Here is a 21,140-nt window from a genome sequence, read left to right on the forward strand (position 1 = left end):
ACTAGACGGTTTAGAGTGGTTGTCATGGCTTTTATTCTCGACAATCCCAAACAGGGCGCCGCCGCCGCCCGCGCGGACACACGGGCCTGGGTCGCCCTGGCGGTCCTCATGCTGCCGGTGCTGCTGATCTCCGTGGACAACACGGTGCTGAGCTTCGCCGTCCCCTCCATCTCGCTTGCCCTGGTCCCCTCCGCGCCGGAGCTGCTGTGGATCATTGACGTCTACCCGCTGGTGCTGGCCGCGCTGCTGGTCCCCATGGGCAGCCTGGCCGACCGCTTTGGCCGTCGCCGCCTGCTCCTGCTCGGGAGCACGGGTTTTGCCGTGGTGTCCGTGCTGGCGGCCTTTGCGCCGTCGGCCGCGGCCTTGATTGGCTACCGGGCCCTCCTGGGCGTGTTCGGCTCCATGCTGATGCCTTCCACGCTTTCCCTGATCCGCAACCTCTTCGCGCACCAGGACCAGCGGCGCACCGCCATCGCCATTTGGGCTGCGTGCTTTTCCGGAGGGGCCGCACTGGGTCCCATTGTGGGCGGATTCCTGCTGGAGCACTTCTGGTGGGGCTCGGTATTCCTGCTCTCGGTCCCCGTGCTGGTGCCACTGCTCATCCTGGCGCCCATTTTTGTGCCTGCATCAAAGGACCCCGAGCCCGGGAAGATTGACCCCCTCAGCATCCTGCTCTCCTTCGGCGCCATGGTCCCGGTCATTTTTGGCATCAAGGAGATCGCCCAGGGCGGGCCCTGGGCGGTACATGCCGGCCTGATCGCGGCAGGTCTGGCGCTGGGCTTCGTCTTTGTACGGCGCCAGCTGCGCCGGGACAGCCCCATGTTGGATGTGCGGCTGTTCCGCAACCCGGTGTTCAGCGGGGGCGTGCTGGCCAACCTGCTGAGCATTTTCTCGCTGGTGGGCTTCCTGTACTTCGTCACCCAGCACCTGCAGCTGGTGGTGGGGCTCTCCCCCACCGCGGCGGCGTTTGTGCTGGTCCCGGGGCTTGCCGTCTCGATTGTGACGGGGCTGCTGGCGGCCCGGCTGGCCAGGTTCTTCAAGCCGTCCCGGCTGGTGTCCGCAGGCCTGCTGCTCAACGCCGTCGGATTTGGGATCGTGTGGTTGAACCCGGACGGCGCCGTGGCCGGCATTGTGGCGGCCTTTGTTGTGCTGGGTGCGGGCGTGGGGATCGCGGAGACCATCTCCAACGACCTCATCCTCAGCGCTGCCCCACCGGCCAAGGCCGGTGCCGCGTCGGCGATCTCGGAGACCGCCTACGAGGTCGGCTCGGTCCTGGGAACCGCCCTGCTGGGCAGCATCCTGGCGGCCGCCTACCGGCTCAACGTGGTGGTGCCCGGGTCGCTCTCCGCGGTGGAGCGGAATGCGGCGGGCCAGACGCTGGGCGGGGCGATCGACGTTGCCAACACGCTGCCTGCCGGACAGGGATCCGCACTGCTGGCATCGGCCAGGCACGCCTTTGATTGCGGCTCCGGGCTGGTCGCGCTGGTGGGTGTTGCGTTGATGGCGGGCGCGGCCGTCATGTGCCTGCGGACCTTGCGCGCCGCCGATTCCGGCGCGGATCCTGGGGCCCGCTGAGGCCTGTTGTCAGCAGCCTCCGGTGTGTTCGCTTCAGCGGCCGCTGTTTCGCTTGTCCGCGTTCTTGAGGGCCTTGCGGACGGCGCGGCTGCGGACTCCCAGCGACACCATGTGGGCGATCAGCCCCACGCCGATGAACGGCAGGCCGACAAAGGTCAGGTGCGGCGTGGAGGTGACGGCACCAATGACGATGATGATGATGCCAAGGGCAGTCAGGCCCATGCCGCCGAAAACGGCATATTTATAGGCCGGAGGCGCGGTTTCCCAAAAGTCGTTTAGCACGTCCCAAGTCTAATGGGTAATGCCCAAGCCCCGGTTCGCAGCCGCCCCACTATCGACGCTCCTGCAGCTTTGGCGGCTTTTTCGGCAACGCTCCTGCACCTTTGCGATGTTCAACCACCGGAAACGGGCCAGCCTCCGGATTAGAAGAGAGACTCCTGCAGCGCGGGGATCTCAGTCGCGTAGTCGCCGAACTGGATCTTGTGTCCCTTCAGCCCGGCGAGGTCGGCCAGAAACTCCGTCTCCGTGTCGTCCACGGCCACCAAGGCATAACTGCCCACCATCGAATCCAGCCGCATGCCGTGCTCACCGCACGACAGAGGCAACGGGTAGGCGATCCGCCGGCCGGGTCGCGCCACCGCGGCGGCAAAAGGACCGAGGTCAAACCGTTCGGTCACGGGTTGAAACCCATCCAGCGCGCACGTGCTCAAGAAGGCGCGCGCCGCACCGGAGGCGGTGGCATTGACGGCGTCCAGTTCGGCGTCCAGCTTCGGCTGCAAAAGGGAGGCGAATTTTGCCGCGCCGCGGACGACTTGGGTCAGGCCCAGCTCCGCGGACACTGCGTCTTCGAGCATCCGCACCACGGAGCCGTCCCGGGCGCGGGCCACGTATCGGGCAACAATGGCTCCCTGCTCTGCCAGTCGGCTCCACTTGCTTCGCTGGGATGCCGTTCCGACCTTCACGGTGCCATCGGCAAACGTGGCGATATACAACCAGTGCGGCTGTGCCAGGTAGGCCTTCAGGCCGGGCGGCCCAATGCCGCTGCGGTGAAAGTCGTGCATGAAGCGGAAGTCGTCCCGCGCCAAGCAGCTGCCACACTGGTAGCCGCGCTCTGCGGCCTGACCCGTGGGGCAGCTGTGGTGTTCGGCGTCATGGGGGCCCAGCACCACCGAAAACCCGAGACAGTGCCGGGCCGGGACACCGGCGCCGCACTCGACACGGAACCGCAGCCAAAGCCCAGGCTCGAGCGGCAGGCGTACACCGCCGTCGTCCGTGGTCACGGCAAGCACGGGCCCGTCCGCGGACCAGGTGATTCCGCGGACCAAGGTCCCGCTCGCCGGCTGTCCGCCGACCACGCCAGGTCTCTCCGGGCCCGTCGGGGCCAGGGCCCCGGGATCGATCACCGGACCGGCCATCACATCAGACGGCTGGCTGGACGCCGTAGGCCACGGCCAACTTCATGATCTTTTCGGCACGTCCCAGGCGGGGCAGGTCCGAACCGTCCCGGATGACGCCGCCGCGCGCCTCGAAGTCATTCATGAAGTCGGTGGCCCAGGCAACGTCGGTGGGTGTGGGGCTGATGACCTCGTTGATGATCGTCGTCTGGTCGATCGCCAGGCAAAGCTTGCCCGTCATGCCCATCGAGACGGTGATGGCGGACTGTTCCCGCAGGATCGGGTGGTTGGTGCCGACGGTGGGGCCGTCAATGGGGCCGGGCAGGTTTCCGACCCGGCTGGCAACCACGAGTTTGGCGCGCGGGTACGCCATGGCCTCACGGTCGGCGGCCATGCCGGTGTCGCGGCGGAAGTCGCCCGAGCCGAATGCCAGGCGGAAGGCACCCTCTGCTCGGGCGATGTTGTTCGCTTCCTCAATGCCCAGTGCGGACTCCACCAGGGCGAGGACGCGGGTCTTGCCGTCGAGACGGTGGTAGGTCTCCTTGACCTGTTCGGCGTTTTCGGTCTTCGCCAGCATCACACCGAGCAGGTTGGGGATGTTGCGCAGGCCGGCAACGTCGTCCGCCCAGAAGTCCGAGTGGACGTCATTGATGCGGACCCAGGCCTTGCCCCCGTTGCGCAGCCAGGCAATGACGTCGGACCGCGCGGCGTCCTTCTTTTTCGGGTCAACCGCGTCCTCGATGTCCAAAACCACGGCGTCAGCACGCGAATCCGCGGCCTCATCGAAGATCTCCGGGCGGGTCGCGGGTACCAGCAGCCATGACCGGGCAATTTCAGCCGGAATATTGCGGGTGCGGGGTGGCTTGGACGCGGAGTCGGTGTGAACGGTACTAGACATACATCTACCGTATACGCACTCCGCGCCGGAATCGCTGCGCGCTCCTACAAGACCCGGCCCCACCGGCTGGCGGAATGTGCCAGTTGGCCGGCCCCGCGCGGGCCGCTACTCCGGCATGATCATGGTGCGCAGGTCGAGCTGGCGCAGCACCCGGTCGGCCACTTCCGGATCGGTCGCGGCCTCGTTGCGTGCCGTGAGCACCTCCTGCCGGGCGGCGTCCAGGGCGATGGTCTGCACGGCGATGGCCAGTTCCCGGCCCCGACGGCGTCGCCCGTCCGCACCGCCGTCGTCCACGTTTCCGTCCAGCAGTTCAGCGTGCAGGCGCTTCATCCTGGATTTGACCAGTTGCAGTTTTTCCTGCGGCAGGCTCTTGATGAGCTCGTTGTCCCGAAGGGCCGCCACGGCCGCATCCTGGGCACGCAGGGCCAGCAGCCGCCCGGCCTCACGCTCCTCCACGCCGTCGTCCGTTGCCTTTAAGACGCGCATGAGCCACGGCAGGGTGAGGCCGGGCAGCACCAGGGTGGCCAGCAGCACGGCACAGGCAACCACGATGATCTCGTGGCGGCCGGGAAACGCGTCGCCGGACGGCAGCACGGTGGGCAGGGCCAGCGCCAGCGCCAAGGTGGCCAACCCCCGCATGCCGCACCACGTGAGGATCACCACGTCCTTGAGGCTGGTGGGCTGAAGCCCGCCCTCGGATTTGCGCGAAAGCAGCGCGAGGAGCCCGAACCACAGGAAACGGACCGCGATGACGAGGACGCTGATTCCGGCTGCCGGGGGAATCATGCCCCAAATTGCCGAACCTTCGGCGTTGACGACCTCGCGGACCTCGAGTCCCACCAGTCCGAACGCGAGCCCGGTGACGAGCAGTTCCACCACGTCCCAAAACGCCGCCCGGGTGACACGCTCGGCCGCGTCCTCGGCACGGGCGTGGCGCTTGATCTCCAGCGCCGTCACCACCACGGCGATGACGCCGGAGGCATGGACCTCCTCGGCCAGGATGTAGGCGGCAAACGGGACCACCAGGGTCACGGCGCTGCGGGCCACGGAGGACGTGATGAGCCTGGTGATCAGCCCCGTCAGCCAGCCCATGAGCATGCCGACGACGACGGCCGCCACGGCTCCCAGGGCAAACTTGGCCGCCACTTCGGCCCCGAAGGGCTGGCCGGACAGGGCGCTGGCCACGGCCGCCTGGAAGACCACGATGGCGGCGGCGTCGTTGAACAGGCCCTCGCTCTGCAGCACGGTGATGAGGCGGCGGGGCATGTGCACGCGGCCCGACACCGATTCCACGGCCACCGGGTCCGGCGGGGCGGCCATCGCGCCCAGCGCCACGGCAGCAGGCAGGCCGATCCCGGGAATCAACAGCCATGCGGCACCCGCCACCGCCGCGGTGGAGACCACCACGAGGGCCACGGCCAGCAGGATGATGGTCCGCCAACGGACACGGAACACCGACCAGGAGCTTTTCTGTGCGGTGGCGAAAAGCAACGGCGGAAGGAAGATGGGCAGGATCAGCTCGGGGTCGATCTGCAGGTCCGGGAAACCCGGGATGAACGTCATGGCGACGGCCAGGAGCAACATGAGCACCGGGTACGGAAGCTTGAGCCTGTCTCCCAGCCCGACAGCAACCACCGTGGCGAAGAGGAGTCCGATGACCAGTACCAGCTGTTCCACGCTCTCACCTTAGCGTCTCCCGAGGACCCGCACCCTGATCCTCCCGCGCAGCCTGCCTGTTGCTCCCCGGTCGTGGGGCACGGGGGCCTCAGTCGTAGTGCTGCATCCCTGGCCACAGGGACGTCCAAGGGGCGCGGAGGCCGCGGCAGACCATGACGGCCCGTCCCTGTTCCTCGTTTTGGACGCCGATCCCGTTATCCAGCCTGGCCTTCACGGTGCATGAGGTGAAGAGGTTGGACAGCTCATCGAAGCCCACAGTGACGGCGGCAGTCGCCGTTGCCGGCGGGGGGCCGTAGGCATGCAGCTGGTTCTGCCCGCTGAACACCGGCGGAAGTCCGCGGGTCGGCCCGAATTTCTCCAGCGCGCCCGCTTCCCCATAGTTCTGCGCCAACAGCACCGTGCGCGCCCGCTCGGCGGGCCGCAGTGCGTCGTAGACTCCAGCCACCTGGTCCACGTAGGCAGGCCAGCCCACGGAGTCCCTGGCCGTCTGGTTGACCGTGGCGATGACAGGTGGCAATGATGCCGCCGGGATTACCGGCAGCGCCACCACCACGGCCGTGGCCCCGGCAACCGCGACGGCGGTCCAGACGCCGGACCAACGGAGGGCACGGCGGCGCGCCCACTGGACGCTCACGGCGGACCCGGCAGCGTAGGCGAAGGCCAGCAGCCCGAACGTGTAGTAGGGCTGGCCGCCTGTGGCCAGGACGATCAGGGCGACGATCGGGTACGCCCAGGCAAATGCCCGCACCGGCCGCCACTCGGCGCGCCGAAACAACGCCACGAGACCGGCGATCCAGATCGGGACGAGGGTGATGCCGAGGAGTATGAGCTGAAACGGCACGAAGTACAGCCTGTCGTCGCCGCCCTTGTCGCGCGCCAGCGCTCCGGCCATCGTGAGTTCCGGCCAGCCCGTCGCGGCCTGGTAAACCAGGTTCGGGGCCCCGACAAGCACGGCGGCGAGCACTCCTGCCCACAGCCATCTTTGGGTGAGGGCCCTGCGCGGTCCCGCCAGGAGCAGGCCGCCAAGGAAGCCGAGCAACAATAGCGCAATCAACCACTTGTTGTAGGTGCCCAGCCCCACCACCAGGCCGGCGGGCAGCCACCACCGCGGCCGGTCCCGCAGCAACGCCCGGCAGGCGAACAGGATGAACCCCAGCCATGGCAACAGGTCGGCGGAAGCCGTCAACAGGATATGCCCGGCAATGAAGACAAACGTTGAACTGGCGCCCGCCGCAGCCAGCAGCTGTGCCCGGGCGCCGCCGCCGAGTTCGGCCGACAGCAGGGCCGTCAGGGCCACGGCGCCGAGGGCGAACAGCATCGCCGGCACGCGCAGCGCCCACAGGTTGTCGCCAAACACCCAGATCCCGGCCCGGACAACCATCGGCGTCAAGGGGGACTGGTCCACATAGCCCCAGGCCGGATGCATGGACAGGACGCGGAAATACAGTTCGTCACGATGGTAGCCGTACCGCGTCACGGTCAGCAGGAACAGGGCCGCGTCAACGGCCAGGACCACGGCCACCGGGCGCCAGGCAAAAGGCGCCCGCAGGCTGTAGGCGATCCGCGCAGGGCCGCCAGGACTTGGCCGCATCGGCGGTGAGGGGGTCATCTGCGCGCCACCGCGCGCCTACAGGAGCTCATACGAGTCCACCGCCTGCTCGAGAATGGTGCGATACCGGAACCATACGCTTGCCGGGGTCGCGGCGACAATAACACTGCTGCCGTGGCGGCCGCCGGCCGGCCTGGAACCACGGGAACGCGGACAACGCCGGGGCCGCGGTGCCGCGGGCCGGGCAACTGTCCCGCCGCAGCCTGCGAGCGGCAGGCCGGCCCCCAGCGCCAGGACGCCGGCGGCCAGCCGGAAATTCCTCATGGTGTTCTCCTAGATTGGAGCCCTCGCCTGGCGGCCGGGCTTGCATCTAGAGACGGCGCCGGCAGGGCACGGGTTCAACGCTGGAGGAAGACAGCAAAGATCTTTCGCCGCCGATCAGGGGTTCAGCGCCTGCGCAATCGGGACATCCCCGTCGGTGAATTCGATGGTGCGGCGCACGGTGTCCGGGCGGCCAAGGACCGCCGCCGCCACGAGGGCGACATTGGCCCGGGAGGTGTTCCGGCTGGCGGGGTCGGCAGCCGTGGTGACGGCCCCGGTCGGGTCGTCCTGGGTCAGCGCCCCGGGCCCCAGGATGGTCCAGGACAGGCCCGTGCCGCGCAGGTGCGCGTCTGCGGCCGCCTTGGCCTCGGCGTAGGGGAAGAAGCTGTCCTCTCGGGGGACGCCGTGGTCCGGGCCGGCCCCCAGGTAGGACACCATCACATAGCGCGTCACGCCGGCCTGGGCTGCGGCGTCCATGGAACGGATGGCCGCGTCGCGATCGACGGCGTATGTCCGTTCGGCGCTTCCCCCGCCTGCGCCCGCGGACCAGACGACCGCGTCCTGTCCGGCCATCAATGCGGCGAGCTCGTCCACGGACGCGGACACGACGTCGTGCACCACCGGGGTGGCCCCCGCCGCGGCAACATCGTCGATTTGGGCGGCGTTGCGGATCACGCCGGAAACCTCCCAGCCGCGCTCCTTGAGCAGCGGGGCCAACAGCAGTGCAATCTTCCCGTGCCCGCCAATGATCATGACCTTGCCCATGCTGCCGCTCCTTCGTCACGGCGGCGGCCAGGAACCGCTGCCTGCGTCCTCCCAGTACACACCGGGCGCGACGAGGGCGCCAGTCAGGCGGCAGCGCCGACGGTGCACGCAGGCGGCCGCACAGCCAAGCATGCCGCCATGGGCGCAAAAAACCCGTGGCCCCTGGGCCTTTCGGCCGGGACCACGGGTTTTGTTTCGGTAGCGGCGGGGAGGCTCGATCTCCCGACCTCACGATTATGAGTCGTGCGCTCTAACCAACTGAGCTACGCCGCCATAAATGAGTTTGGCCCGTGTTGTCGGCCAAAACCGTATTGACACGAGCCACCCCATTTGCGAGCCCCCCACCGGAATCGATCCGGTGACCTCGTTCTTACCAAGAACGCGCTCTACCACTGAGCTAGGGGGGCAACGAGAAAATACTTTACCAGCGGTTTTGCAGGATGCGAAATCGAGGATTCCACCCCTCGGGACCGGCCCCCGCATCGGGGCGTGAGAGGCGCGGATGGGGCCGTACACGGTGCCGAAATGCGGCCGGAACACCCCCATTTCCGGCGCATGGAACCGGGCAGTCCGGCCCACGGGGCGGGACTGATGACATGCGTCACAGCTCCGGGCGCGCGGATACCAGACAGGGGGCGGGGCACAAAGTTTCCTTTGCGCCCCGCCCCCTGTCCCGGCAAATTACGATTTCAAGGTTCCGACCGGATCATAGTGTCCGGCAACGGCCTCGTTACCACTTGCCCTTGCTGTTGAAGCTCTGGCCGCCCTCGTGGCGGGGACGGCGGTCGCCACCACCGTGTCCGGTGTGGCCCTGGCTGTTTCCCTGGCCGCGGTCCGCGCCGTAGCCATGGTCCGCGCCGCGGTCCCGGTCGCCGCGGTAGCCGCCCTGGCCGCCGTCGAACTTCTTCCGGAAGCCGCCCTGGCCGCGGTCGCCACGGTCATCGCGGCCCTTGTAGCCTGCGCCGGAGGACGCCGGGCGGCGGCCCTTGTCCAGCTCGAGGTTGATGAGCTCCCCGCCGATGCGCGTCTTGCTCAGGGCACGCCATTGGTCCTTGGACAGCTCCGCGGGCAGCTCCACCAGGGTGTGGTCGGCGCGGATGTCGATGCCGCCGATCTGCGAGGAGGACAGGCCGCCCTCGTTGGCGATGGCGCCGACAATGGAACCGGGCATGACGCGCTGGCGGCGTCCCACGGCGATGCGGTAGGTGGCGTTGCCCTCGGTCAGCGTGCGGGTCGGGCCGCGGGAGCCGAAGCCGTCCTTGGCGCGCTCACGCTTCTGGTACTCCGGTGCTGCCGGCAGGTCCTGGACCAGCAGGGGCTGGCCGCCCTGGGCCATGACGGCCAGGGCCGCGGCGATCTCCGCGGCGGGGACGTCATGCTCTTCCTCGTAGCTGGCAATCAAGTCGCGGAACTTGGCCACGTCCTGGCTGGCCAGCGTCTCGGTGATCTTCTCGGCAAACTTGCCCAGGCGCAGCGAGTTGATGGTCTCGGCGGAGGGCAGGTGCATCTGCTCAACCGGCTGGCGGGTGGCCTTTTCAATGGCGCGCAGCAGGTACTTCTCGCGCGGGGTCATGAACAGGATCGCGTCGCCGGAGCGGCCGGCACGGCCGGTGCGGCCAATGCGGTGCACGTAGGACTCCGTGTCATGCGGGATGTCGTAGTTGATGACGTGGGAGATGCGCTCAACGTCCAGGCCGCGGGCAGCCACGTCGGTGGCGACGAGGATGTCGAAGCGGCCGTCGCGCAGGCCTTCGATGGTGCGCTCGCGCTGCTGCTGCGGAATGTCGCCGTTGATGGCGGCAGCCTGGAAGCCGCGGGACTTGAGCTTGTCGGCCAGGTCCTCGGTGGCCATCTTGGTGCGCACAAAGGCGATGACGCCGTCGAACTCCTCGACCTCCAGCACGCGGGTCAGCGCGTCGAGCTTGTGCGGGCCCATGACCTGCAGGTAGCGCTGGCGGGTGTTGGCGCCGGTGGTGGTCTTGGACTTGACCGTGACCTCGGCCGGATTGTTCAGGTACTGCTTGGAGATGCGGCGGATCTGACCGGGCATCGTGGCGGAGAACAGGGCAACCTGCTTCTCGGCCGGGGTCTGGGACAGGATCTGCTCCACGTCCTCGGCGAAGCCCATGCGCAGCATTTCGTCGGCCTCGTCCAGGACCAGGTACTGCAGGTTGGAGAGGTCCAGGGAGCCCTTGGACAGGTGGTCGATCACGCGGCCGGGGGTTCCGACAACCACCTGGGCGCCGCGGCGCAGGCCTGCAAGCTGCGGACCATAAGCCGAGCCGCCGTAGACGGGCAGCACGGAGAAGTTGTCCATGTACTTGGCGTAGGAGGTGAACGCCTCGGCAACCTGCAGGGCCAGCTCGCGGGTGGGGGCCAGCACCAGGATCTGGGTGTTCTTGGTGGGGCCGTTGAGGTCCATCAGCTCGGCCATGCGGGACAGTGCGGGAACGGCGAATGCTGCCGTCTTTCCGGTTCCGGTCTGCGCCAGGCCCACAACATCGCGGCCTTCGAGCAGCAGCGGGATGGTGGCGGCCTGGATGGGCGAGGGGGTTTCGTAGCCGACGTCGCTCAGTGCAGAGAGCACGCGTCCGTCGATGCCGAGCTCGGCAAAGGTAGCTTCCGGGGCTTCGTCCTTATTGACGGCGTCAACCTCGGGGGCGTCTTGGGTAAAGTTTTCGGGCATGGTGAGTATGTCCTCATTCATAGGGCCAGGCGGCATGTGAGTGCCGCATTCGGGAGAATCCAGCCGCTACGTACCATCCCGTGGCAGGATTCCGCACCATCGCTAGGCGCTTTCAGCGCGTTGCAGGCGTCAGCGGATGCCAACGCCACATGGCGTTTACTTTGCCGGCAATCCCCTATGAACGCTTTCCTGCCCGCCCAACATGCTTGCGGGCCCCATACACTTCAGGCTTCTGCCTCAAAAATTGGGCAGAAATAAAAGGAGATACCGGAGTGGGGGATATTTAAATTGTAGGGCATACGCTACACATTCGCCGCAGCGGTTGTCGATGGGGGCGCGTGAGGTTGGGCACATGGTCCCCCTTCGGACCCTGTGGAGGGAGGTTCGACGGCGCCCGCCGGCGCCCGCCGCCCGACTACTCGTTGTGCAGGATCCGCTGGAAGTACTTGCCGTAGTGCGCACTCAAGGTGAGCTCGCCGGCGTCGTGCAGGGCCTGCAGGGTGTGCACGTCCTCCACAGTGGGGCTGGAAAAGAACTTGCCCACGGTGATGCCGTGTGCGGGGGCCGGTTCCACCGTGACCGTGTCCCCCGCCTGCACCTTGCCCTTGTGCAGGACCCGGAAGTACACGCCCACGCGTCCGGCTTCGGTGAAGCGCCTCACCCAGTGCGGCTCGCCCATGCGCTCGGCGAAGGTTGCGCACGGCACGCGCGGCGACGTCACCTCCAGGAGCAGGTGCTTGCCCACGCGCCAGTGCTGGCCAATGACGGCTCCGGTCGTTTCCACGCCCCGGGTGCGCAGGTTTTCACCGAACAACCCGGGCGGGATCTCCCGGCCCAGCTCCCGGCTCCAAAAGTCGGCGTCTTCCTGGGAATAGGCATACACGGCCTGGTCCGGTCCCCCATGGTGTTCCCGGTCCCCCTGCACGTCGCCAAAGACGCCAAATTTCCGGATGGCCACAGGCTCCGCCACGGGCCGCTTGTCAATGGCGGTGACACCGAAACCGGTCCTGGTCGCGGCCAGCTGGTGGACACGGCACAGGGCAAGGACGGTTCCGGGGGCGGCAGGGTTCATGGAACAAATTTACTGCAGCGGCGGCCTGTTTTGGGCCCTGTGGGTCCGTGCACCGCAGCATGGGCTACGGCTGGAAGCGGTATCCCATGCCGGCCTCGGTGAGCAGGTGCTCGGGGTTCGCCGGGTCGCGTTCGAGCTTGCGCCGCAGCTGGGCCATGTACACGCGCAGATAGTGCGTCTCCTTCGCATAGGCCGGCCCCCACACCTCGGAGAGCATCTGCTGCTGGCTGACCAGCCGGCCGGGGTTGCGCACCAGCAGTTCCAGCACCTTCCATTCGGTGGGCGTCATCCGCACGGGCGCGCCTTTGCGCAGCACCAGTTTGTTGGCCAGGTCCACGGTGAACTCGGCGGTGCTGACCATCGGTTCGGCTGCCTGCGGGCCCGCGCGTCGCGACGCGGCCCGCAGCCGCGCCAACAGTTCGTCCAGCCCGAACGGCTTGGTCACATAGTCGTCCGCACCGGCGTCGAGCGCCTCCACCACGTCAAAGGAGCCGTGCCGCGCCGAAAGCACAATGATCGGCACCTCCGTCCAGCCGCGCAGCCCGGCGATGACGTCGAGCCCGTCCATGTCCGGCAGGCCCAGGTCAAGCACGACGACGTCGATGGCGTGGGTTTGTGCGGCCTGGAGCGCCGCGGCACCGGTGGGCGCCGTGACCACCTGGTAGCCGTGGGCGTGCAGGTTGATTTGCAGGGCGCGCAGGATTTGCGGCTCGTCGTCCACCACCAGTACCGTGTTCATCCGTTCCCCGGCCCGTTCCCTGTGGTCGTGATCCCCGTGGACAGCGGCAGCCGGATCACCATGGTCAGCCCGCCTCCGGGCGTCATCTCCGCTTCCAGCACGCCGCCCATGATTTCGATGAATCCCTTGGCGACTGCCAGGCCAAGCCCCACCCCGGTGCCTCCCGCGGCGCCGTAGGAGACGTCGTCGAGCCTTTGAAAGGGCCGGAACATGGCCATGACGTGTTCCGCGGGGACGCCCTTGCCGTGGTCCACCACGCGCAGCTCGCTGGCGGGGCGCCCGGCCACGGTGGCGCTGCCGCTGCCGCCCACAGCCCCAACCAGCAAAATGCCGGAGTCCGGTGCGTACTTCACGGCGTTTTCGACGATGTTGGCGATGACCCGTTCCAGCAGGCCGGGATCGGCCTCCACGGGGGGCATGTTTGCGGGAAGGTCGCGTCGGATGCGGCCGGATGGGATGCCGTGCAGGGCCGCCGGGAGCACGTCCTGCCAGGTGACGGGGCCCAACACGGGCGAGACCATGTCCGCACTCAGCCGCGACATGTCCAGCAGGTTTCCCACGAGGGCGTCCATCCTGTCCGAGTAGTGCTCAATGGTGGCCAGCAGCTCCGCTTCGTCCTCGGCGGAGAACTGCACCTCGCTTTGCCGCAGGCTGCTGACGGCCAGCTTGATCCCGGCCAGCGGCGTGCGGAGGTCGTGGGACACCGCACGCAGCACGGAGGTGCGGATCTTGTTGTCCTGGGCCAGCTGCTGGTACTCGCGCTGCGTGAGTGTCAGTGCCTCGCGCTGCTCCAGGGCGATCAGGTGCGCACCAAAGGCGGCCAACAGGCGGCGGTCGCTGCCCGGCAGTATCCGCCCGCTCAGCCCAAGGATCCAGTGGTCCGAAATTTCCAGGACGTTGTCCGCCGCGTCGGGGCTTTGCGGCGGGCTTTCCCCCACGCTGGCGTCGGGCAGCCAGCCGCCGTGGTCACCGTCCGGACCGCCGCCCGCGCCGCCGCCGCCCAGGCCGGAGAACAAGGCCACGGATCGCATGCCAAAGTGTTCGCGCACCTGCTCCAAAAACACCTGGACAGTGTCCTGTGAGGCAAGGATGCCCCGGGCCAGCTCGCTCAGGGTGGCGGCCTCGGCGCTGGCCCTGTTGGCCTCCCGGGACCGCCTGGCGGACCGGTCCACGGCGAGCGCCACGGCCACGGCCACCATCAGGAACACGAGCAGCGCCAGAAGGTTCTCCGGGTCGCTGATGGTCAGGGTGCCGAGAGGCGGCGCGGAGTAGAAGTTCAGCAGGAGGCTGCTCCACATTGCGGCCACCACGGCCGGCCACAGGCCGCCCACCAGGGCCACCGCTATGGTGGCGGCGAACTGGATGAGCATGGTCAGCTGCAGACTAAGCTCGCCCGTGCCCAGCTGCACCAGCACGGGCAGCAGCGCGGCCAGCGCAAAGCCGACAATGGCGCGCTTCCTGTTCAGGTCCCCCCGGCTGAACTGCAGGCCGGACTTTCCGCCCAAGGGATGCGGGACCATGTGGACGTCGATGTCGCCCGCGTCGCGGACCACCCTGGCACCAACGCCGGGCCTGGCCAGCACACCCAGCAGCGGCTTGCGGCGGGATGTGCCGATGACAATCTGGGTGGCTCCCACGCTGCGGGCAAAGTCCAGAAGGGCGCGGGCGGTGTCCTCCCCGCCCACCGAGTGGTAGCTGCCGCCAAGGTCGGTGACGAGCTGTCGCTGCCCTTCCAGGGCCAGCGGGACGCTGCCCGCCACCCCGTCGGAGCGCGGGATGTGCACCGCCATGAGCTCGCCGCCGCTGACCCGGCTCAGGATCCGGGCTGCCCGGCGGAGCAGGAACTCGCCTTCTGCGCCGCCACTCAGGCCCACCACCACGCGTTCGCGGGTGGGCCAGCTGGCCTCGATGCCGTGGGACTCGCGGTATTTGGCAACGCCTTCCTCCACGCGGTCGGCCAGCCACAACAGCGCCAGTTCGCGCAGGGCGGTCAGGTTGCCCAGCCGGAAGTCGTTTGCCATGGCGGCGTCCACCAAGTCCCTGGCATAAACGTTGCCGGCGCTCAGGCGCTGGCGCAGCAGCTCCGGCGGGATGTCCACCAGCTCAATCTGTTCGGCCCGGCGCACAACGTCGTCCGGCACGGTCTCCTGCTGCCGGACGCCAGTGATGGCCTCGACCACGTCGGCCAGGGATGCCAGGTGCTGGACGTTGACGGTGGAGTAGACGTCGATGCCGGCTGCCAGTAGTTCCTCCACGTCCTGCCAGCGCTTGGCGTTTCCGGCGCCGGGAACGTTTGAGTGGGCGTATTCGTCCACGAGGGCCAGCGCGGGGCGCCGCGCCAGCAGGGCGGCCATGTCGAGTTCGTCAAAGTCGGAACCGCGGTGGGTGACGGTCTTGGCGGGCAGTTGCTCCAGACCGTCCAGTAGTGCGCGCGTCCGGTCACGGCCGTGGTCCAGGACAATCCCGGCCACGACGTCCACGCCCGCGCCCGCCTGGACGTGACCCTCCTCCAGCATGGCGTAGGTTTTGCCCACGCCGGGGGCCGCCCCCAGGAAGATCCGCAGTATGCCCCGTGCCATAGCGCCCATTCTCGCAGCACGCCAGGGCCTGGCCATCGCTTGTTGCACCGCGGCGGTGTTGTCGGCCACCAGTTCCCGCACCTTGGCCTGCCCACGCTGATTCGAAACTGCAGCTGATGATGTGATTTGCCCGGTTCCATCGCATCAGCTGCAGTTTCGAATCGGCGGATCCTGACTTTTCGCATCAGCTGCAGTTTCAAGCCTGGCAGCGGCGGGGAAACCTGCGCCGGGCGGCACCGGATGCGTCGCCAACAGCATCAGGCCGAGAAGCCGCCGTCGGCCTTGATCAGCTGGCCGCTTACCCACCGCCCGGCCGGGGACAGCAGGAACGCAGCGGTCGGTGCAACGTCCGCAGGGGACCCGAGCCTGCCGCCCGGCTGCAGTGCGGTCAGCTCCGCCCGGATGGAATCGTCCATCCAACCGGTGTCGACGGGACCGGGGTTGAGGACGTTGGCGCTGATCCCCTGGCCCCCAAGCTCGCGGGCGGCGGCGATCACAATCCTGTCCAGGGCACCCTTGGAGGCGCCGTAGGGCAGGTTAAACGCAGTGTGGTCGCTGGTCAGCGCAACGATCGCACCGCCGTCGGGCCCGGCCTGACGGGCAAACGCCGCGATGAGCTGCCAGCTGGCGCGGGTGTTGACGGCAAAATGGCGTTCAAAGCTCTCCGGCGAGGTGTCCAGGATGGCGGAGTCCACCGACTCGCTGTGCGAAAGCACCATGCCCTCCAGCGGCCCCGACTCCCGGGCAATCTGCTCAAAAAGGCGGTCGACGGCGGACGGGTCGGCCAGGTCGGCCGGTAAGGCCCGGACCCGGGCGCCGGCAGCGGTGAGTTCGGCCATGAGCGTGCGGACGTCGTCGGGCTGTTCGCCCCAGGGCATGCGGGAATCGTACGGCTGCCAGTAGTTAAGGACCAGGTCCCAGCCGTCGGCCGCGAGCGCCCGGGCGATGCCGGCACCGATTCCCACGGTGCGCCCTGCTCCGGTGACCAATGCGGTTCTGTGGTTCATGCACCCACCCTACGGGCATGCGCCGCCTTTCACGGGCGGCGCGGTAAGTTGGGATTGGGCCCACCGGTCCGCCGGAATTCCGCCGCGAACCCGCGCGCATGCATTGAAAGGCCGTCATGACCCCCACACTGCCCACACCCAAGCCAGGCTTTGTTCCAGGACGCGTGACGAAGCCTGCCGTGCCCGCCCGGAAGCCTGCCGGCCAGGGAAAGAGAAAGCCGGTTCCGGCGCATCCCGCGGCGGACACGGCCTCCATCAGCGCCGTCATCCGGGAGGCTGCCGACGCCGCCAAGAAGCGTGTCGTGGCCTTCATCAACGCCCACCTGGTGCCGATCGACGGCGAACCTTTCGACGGCACCGTCCTGGTGGAGGGGGGGAAGATCCTGGCCTTGGGAGCCTCCGTGCAGGTGCCGGACGGGGCGGAGGTCCTGGACGCGAAGGGCCAGTGGCTGCTGCCCGGCTTCATCGACGCGCATGTGCATTTGGGCATGCACCCAGAGGGTGAGGTGGGCTCCACCAGCGATGTCAACGAGATGACCGACCCGGTCATGGCGGCGGTCCGGGCCATCGACGCCGTCGACCCCTTTGACCCCGGATTTGACGACGCCCTGTCCGGCGGCGTCACGGCCGTGAACGTCAATCCCGGCTCCGGCAACCCCATCGGCGGACTCGCCGTGGCCATGCACACGCACGGGCGGTACATCGAGGAGATGGTGCTGCGCTCCCCCAGCGGGCTGAAGTCCGCGCTGGGCGAGAATCCCAAGCACGTTTACGGTGAAAAGAAGCAAACGCCCTCCACCCGGCTGGGCACGGCCCTGGTGATCCGCCAGGCGTTCATGGAGGCGCAGAACTGGCTGGCCAAGCCCGAACCGCGTCCACGCGATGCGCATATGGAGGCCCTGGCCATGGTGTTGCGACGCGAAATTCCGTGGCGCCAGCACTGCCACCGCACCGACGACGTCGCCACGGCGCTCCGCCTGGCCGACGAGTTCGGCTACGACCTGGTCATTGACCACGGCACCGAGGCGCACGTCATTGGTGACGTGCTGGCGGCCCGCGGCGTCCCCGTGCTCATCGGCCCGCTGTTCACCACCAAATCCAAGCCGGAACTGCGCGGGCGCTCCCTGGCCAACCCGGGCAGGCTCGCAGCGGCCGGTGTGGAAATCTCGCTGATCACCGACCACCCCGTGGTGCCCATCAACTTCCTGGTCCACCAGGCCACCTTTGCTGTGAAGGAGGGCCTGGACCGGCGCACCGCGCTGCGGGCCCTCACCATCAACCCGGCCAAGGTGCTGGGGCTCGACGGACGGATCGGCTCGCTGGCCCCAGGCAAGGACGCGGACTTGGTGCTTTGGAGCGGGGATCCCCTGGATGTCATGCAGCGCGCCATGAAGGTGTTCATCGGCGGCAAGCCCGTCTACACCTACGACGACGTCGCCCGGGCGGGTGCCGCGGCCTCCCGCGTGTAGCCCTCTCCGGTGCCCGGGGGCAGGCCTGCTGTGGCGGCGCCTGGGAACGGCCTGCTGTGGCGGCGCCTGGGAGCGGCCTCACGGGCCTGCCCCCAGGCTGGACGCATTGAAGGGGCGTTTCACCTACCCGTTCGTGCAGGTGAAACGCCCCTTCAGGGTGCTACGGGCGAGCTGCCCGTGGTGCTGCTTAGGCCGGGAGCTGCAGGACGGCACCTGTGAAGATCAGGTCCGGGTGGATGACGGTGTTGGCGTTCGCCTGGTAGACGGCTTCCCACCCGCCCTTGATGCCCAGCTTCTGCGCAATCGTGCTCAGGGTGTCGCCGGACTGGATGGTGTAGGTCTTGCCGCTGAGCTCAACGGAAGCGGGGGCCGGAGCCTGCTGGACCGGAGCCTGCTCGACCGGGGCCTGCTGGGCCGGGGCCTGCTCGACCGGGGCCTGCTGGACCGGGGCAACCTCGGAGGACTGGGCGGCCACGGGGGCCGGCGCGGGAACGGCTGCCGGCGAGTAGGCCTGGCCACCCCCGCCGGAGAGTCCCAGCTGTGCTGCGCAGGAGGGCCATGCCCCCCAGCCCTGACCGGCCTGGACACGCTCGGCTACGGCGATCTGCTGTGCTCGGGTGGCGTTCTGGGGAGAGCCGGTGCCGCCGTAGGCCGCCCAGGTGCTGGGGGTGAACTGCAGTCCACCGGAGAAACCGTTGCCGGTGTTGATGGACCAGTTGCCGCCGCTTTCACACTGTGCGAGGGCGTCCCATGTGCTGCCGGAGGCTGCGTTCGCGCCGGTTCCGGCAACGGCCAGTCCAGCACCGGCAATGGCGGCAACCGCAAGTCCGCGGCTGATGTTGCGTGTAAGTTTCGTGTTCTTCATGGATGCGTGCTCCCAAAGGCCACCTTCGCTCCATCCGTCCCCGGACATCTGCGCGCCACCGTCGAACCTGTTGGTATGGAGGTCGTTTCCGTGGCCTGCTGCGTGACGGTGTGCGGTGTTGGCAGGCCCGGGCATTCGTGGGCCGCAGGAGACGCGGCCGGCCCCTGAGGGCATGGTCAACGGTAGATCGAAACCAAATCGATATGCAAATCAGGTAATCGTGACCTAATTGTCACCGTAATTTTCAGTTTCATGGTGTATTTAAGATCGACTATGATCCTTGACCGGCCTTCCCGCACAGCTGTACGAAGTTGTCTTTCATCCACGGAGCCGTGCGTCAGCCGCCGCTTTTCGCACCCAGCGCGAGCCCGGACCTTCCGCAGCAGCCTGGTGGGCGCACTCTGTAGCATGAGTGGCGTGGCGCCAAGGGGTGGACTTGACCTCAAGCTGACTTGAGCCGGTTGGCTGGTGATGTTCCGCTTGGCCACCACCGCCAAGGAGCCCGCATGAGCGTCCCGTTGTTCCCCGCCGATTTCCGGCATGGTCCCGCTGCCCACCGCGTCTCCGTAAAAACGGCGGCCCGGTCACGCGGACACTCGAACATATACCCGCACCTACGCCTCAAGGTTCAGGAGACATCATGACAGTTTGGACTTGCGCCACGTGTGCCATCGAACATCCGGACACAGCGGCACCACCGAAAATTTGTGAAATCTGCGCCGACGAACGGCAGTACATTCCGGCAGGCGGTCAACGTTGGACCACCAGGGAGGAGCTTGCGGTCGCCGGGCACCGCATCAGGGTGACGGAGCTCGAACCCCGCCTCCACGCCATGGAAGCCGTCCCAGTGGATCCGCCGTCCGGACCCGGCCATCCGGTTGTGGGAGGGCCGGGCGGAAATCCTGCCGGGGATGCGCATGATCCAGTGCGGCGGACACTTTGCCGGCAGCAGCGTGCTGCACTGGCCGGCGGGCGCAGCGGGCCGCGGTGCCCTCCTGACGGGCGACACGATTGGAATCGGCGCCGACAGGAAATCGGTGAATGCGATGCGCAGCTACGTCAACAACATCCCGCTGCCGCGCAAGGCCATCCAGCGCATCCTGGACACCGTCTCACCGCTCGAATTCGACCGGCTCTACGGTGCCTTCCGTGTCATCACCGCCGACGCCCGGCCCATCGTCCGGAGGTCGCTGCTGCGCTACATGGACTGGCTGGAGGGAATCCCGGCCGAATGACCGGCGTGGTACCGACGCTCGCGCATTTACGGGTGGCAGAAACGAGACGCTCCTGCAGTGGGTGCAGGAGCGTCCGCCGTTCTACTGCCACAGCTGCAGGAGCGTCTAATGAGCGCAGAGGGTCAGAGCGAGCTGATGGCCTGGTCCAGGTCCGCGATCAGGTCCGCGACGTCCTCGATGCCCACGGACAGGCGGATCAGGTTCTCCGGGACCGCAAGCTCGGTGCCCTTGACGGAGGCGTGGGTCATCTCCGACGGGTAGTTCATGAGCGATTCGATGCCGCCCAGGGACTCCGCCAGCGTGAACACGTGCGTGGACTCGGCCACCTTTCGCGCCGCCGCCTCGCCGCCCTTGAACTGCACGGAGATCATGCCGCCGAAGCCGCGCATCTGGCGGGCGGCGAGCTCGTGCCCGGGGTGGTCGGGCAGGCCCGGGTACAGCACGGTTTCCACCTCGGGGCGGGTCAGCAGCCATTCGGCGATTTCCTGCGCGTTGGAGGAGTGGCGGTCCATGCGCACGCCCAGCGTCTTCAGGCCGCGGGTGGTCAGCCATGCCTCCATCGGTGCCGAAACGGCGCCCACCGCGAACTGCACGAAGCCGATCTTCTCGGCGGCCTCCGCGTCGGAGAGGATGATGGCGCCGCCCGACGCGTCGGAGTGGCCGCCGATGTACTTGGTGGTGGAGTGGACCACCACGTCAGCGCCCAGGGCGAGCGGGTTCTGCAGGTAGGGGGACGCAAAGGTGTTGTCGACCACCAGGAGGGCCCCGGCGTCGTGGGCCACCTGGGCGAGCGCGGCGATGTCGGTGATCTTCATCATCGGGTTCGACGGCGTCTCCACCCAGACCATCTTCGTCTTGCCTTCGGGCCCGCCCGCGGCAACGGAGGAGGCCAGCGCGCCGCCGTCGTTCATGTCCACGGCGGTGTTGCTGATGCCCCAGACGGACAGGACGCGATTGATGAGCCGGTAGGTGCCGCCGTAGACGTCGTTGCCCATGACGATGTGGTCGCCGGGGGCCAGGAGCGCGCGGATCAGGGCGTCTTCGGCGGCCAGGCCGGAGGCGAAGCTGAACGCGAACTCGCCGCCTTCCAGCGCGGCGAGCTGGGCCTGCAGCGCGTCGCGCGTGGGGTTGGTGCCGCGGCCGTATTCATAGCCGTTGCGCAGCTTGCCTATCCCGTCCTGGGCAAAGGTGGTGGTTTGGTACAGCGGCGGGATGACGGAGCCCGTGGTGGGGTCGGGGGTCTGCCCGGAGTGGACGGCGCGCGTGTTGAAGCCTGCGGTGGTGTGGTCAGTCATGATGCCTCCTGGCA

Annotated in this window: 17 protein-coding genes and 2 tRNA genes; 3 read left to right on the forward strand and 16 right to left on the reverse strand. The window is 68.0% G+C overall.

All coding sequences use genetic code 11. The features are described from left to right. Positions 1-24: 24 nt before the first annotated feature. A complete protein-coding gene (locus tag DMB86_RS19330) occupies positions 25-1,575 on the forward strand; it encodes an MFS transporter (protein ID WP_113719206.1) in 1,551 nt (516 codons plus the stop codon). Between the two features lie 33 nt (positions 1,576-1,608). On the opposite strand, the gene DMB86_RS19335 is transcribed toward DMB86_RS19330, so the two are convergent. The 14 genes from DMB86_RS19335 to DMB86_RS19400 all read right to left on the reverse strand — a co-directional run bounded on the left by DMB86_RS19335 (position 1,609) and on the right by DMB86_RS19400 (position 16,262). Then, complete coding sequence (locus DMB86_RS19335) at positions 1,609-1,857, reverse strand: DUF3188 domain-containing protein (protein ID WP_113719207.1); 249 nt, start codon at positions 1,855-1,857, stop codon at positions 1,609-1,611. Between the two features lie 140 nt (positions 1,858-1,997). Further along, positions 1,998-2,978 carry a DUF2797 domain-containing protein gene (locus tag DMB86_RS19340; protein ID WP_227878507.1) on the reverse strand — a complete coding sequence of 327 codons (981 nt, stop codon included), beginning with the start codon at positions 2,976-2,978 and terminating at the stop codon, positions 1,998-2,000. A gap of 16 nt (positions 2,979-2,994) precedes the next feature. After that, positions 2,995-3,867, reverse strand: a complete 873-nt coding sequence (locus DMB86_RS19345; protein WP_113719208.1) for an HpcH/HpaI aldolase/citrate lyase family protein — start codon at positions 3,865-3,867, stop codon at positions 2,995-2,997. A 105-nt stretch (positions 3,868-3,972) separates the two neighbouring features. Next, positions 3,973-5,544, reverse strand: a complete 1,572-nt coding sequence (locus DMB86_RS19350) for a Na+/H+ antiporter (RefSeq protein WP_113719209.1) — start codon at positions 5,542-5,544, stop codon at positions 3,973-3,975. A gap of 88 nt (positions 5,545-5,632) precedes the next feature. Continuing rightward, positions 5,633-7,153, reverse strand: a complete 1,521-nt coding sequence (locus tag DMB86_RS19355; protein WP_227878508.1) for an ArnT family glycosyltransferase — start codon at positions 7,151-7,153, stop codon at positions 5,633-5,635. An 18-nt stretch (positions 7,154-7,171) separates the two neighbouring features. After that, a complete protein-coding gene (locus DMB86_RS19360) occupies positions 7,172-7,417 on the reverse strand; it encodes a hypothetical protein (protein WP_113719211.1) in 246 nt (81 codons plus the stop codon). A gap of 114 nt (positions 7,418-7,531) precedes the next feature. After that, positions 7,532-8,179, reverse strand: a complete 648-nt coding sequence (locus tag DMB86_RS19365) for an NAD(P)H-binding protein (protein WP_113719212.1) — start codon at positions 8,177-8,179, stop codon at positions 7,532-7,534. Between the two features lie 199 nt (positions 8,180-8,378). Next, positions 8,379-8,452: transfer RNA gene (locus DMB86_RS19370), tRNA-Met, on the reverse strand. Between the two features lie 62 nt (positions 8,453-8,514). Then, positions 8,515-8,586 (reverse strand) — tRNA-Thr (locus tag DMB86_RS19375). A 323-nt stretch (positions 8,587-8,909) separates the two neighbouring features. Then, positions 8,910-10,886: a DEAD/DEAH box helicase gene (locus DMB86_RS19380; RefSeq protein WP_418202288.1), complete on the reverse strand. Its 1,977-nt coding sequence runs from the start codon at positions 10,884-10,886 to the stop codon at positions 8,910-8,912. A gap of 394 nt (positions 10,887-11,280) precedes the next feature. After that, a complete protein-coding gene (locus DMB86_RS19385) occupies positions 11,281-11,937 on the reverse strand; it encodes an MOSC domain-containing protein (protein WP_113719214.1) in 657 nt (218 codons plus the stop codon). Positions 11,938-12,001: 64 nt separating this feature from the next. Continuing rightward, complete coding sequence (locus tag DMB86_RS19390; RefSeq protein WP_113719215.1) at positions 12,002-12,676, reverse strand: response regulator; 675 nt, start codon at positions 12,674-12,676, stop codon at positions 12,002-12,004. Then, on the reverse strand, positions 12,673-15,255 hold the full coding sequence (locus tag DMB86_RS19395) for a DUF4118 domain-containing protein (RefSeq protein WP_113719216.1): 2,583 nt from the start codon (positions 15,253-15,255) through the stop codon (positions 12,673-12,675). Before DMB86_RS19395 ends, DMB86_RS19390 begins: the two co-directional genes overlap by 4 nt. A gap of 257 nt (positions 15,256-15,512) precedes the next feature. Continuing rightward, complete coding sequence (locus DMB86_RS19400; RefSeq protein WP_113719217.1) at positions 15,513-16,262, reverse strand: SDR family oxidoreductase; 750 nt, start codon at positions 16,260-16,262, stop codon at positions 15,513-15,515. A 116-nt stretch (positions 16,263-16,378) separates the two neighbouring features. Between DMB86_RS19400 and DMB86_RS19405 the strand changes: the two genes are divergently transcribed. Next, on the forward strand, positions 16,379-17,731 hold the full coding sequence (locus tag DMB86_RS19405; protein ID WP_113716005.1) for an amidohydrolase: 1,353 nt from the start codon (positions 16,379-16,381) through the stop codon (positions 17,729-17,731). A gap of 187 nt (positions 17,732-17,918) precedes the next feature. Here DMB86_RS19405 and DMB86_RS19410 read toward each other — a convergent pair whose 3' ends face one another. Further along, positions 17,919-18,596 (reverse strand): LysM peptidoglycan-binding domain-containing protein, encoded by a 678-nt coding sequence (locus DMB86_RS19410; protein WP_113716006.1) that lies wholly within the window; start codon positions 18,594-18,596, stop codon positions 17,919-17,921. A gap of 917 nt (positions 18,597-19,513) precedes the next feature. On the opposite strand from DMB86_RS19410, the gene DMB86_RS21250 reads away from it, so the two are divergent. Further along, positions 19,514-19,831 carry an MBL fold metallo-hydrolase gene (locus DMB86_RS21250; RefSeq protein WP_227878510.1) on the forward strand — a complete coding sequence of 106 codons (318 nt, stop codon included), beginning with the start codon at positions 19,514-19,516 and terminating at the stop codon, positions 19,829-19,831. Between the two features lie 122 nt (positions 19,832-19,953). On the opposite strand, the gene DMB86_RS19420 is transcribed toward DMB86_RS21250, so the two are convergent. Continuing rightward, positions 19,954-21,126: a cystathionine gamma-synthase gene (locus DMB86_RS19420; protein WP_113716007.1), complete on the reverse strand. Its 1,173-nt coding sequence runs from the start codon at positions 21,124-21,126 to the stop codon at positions 19,954-19,956. Between the last annotated feature and the right edge of the window lie 14 nt (positions 21,127-21,140).

Origin of the sequence: Arthrobacter dokdonellae (genome assembly GCF_003268655.1) — a bacterium.
GTDB lineage: Bacteria > Actinomycetota > Actinomycetes > Actinomycetales > Micrococcaceae > Specibacter > Specibacter dokdonellae.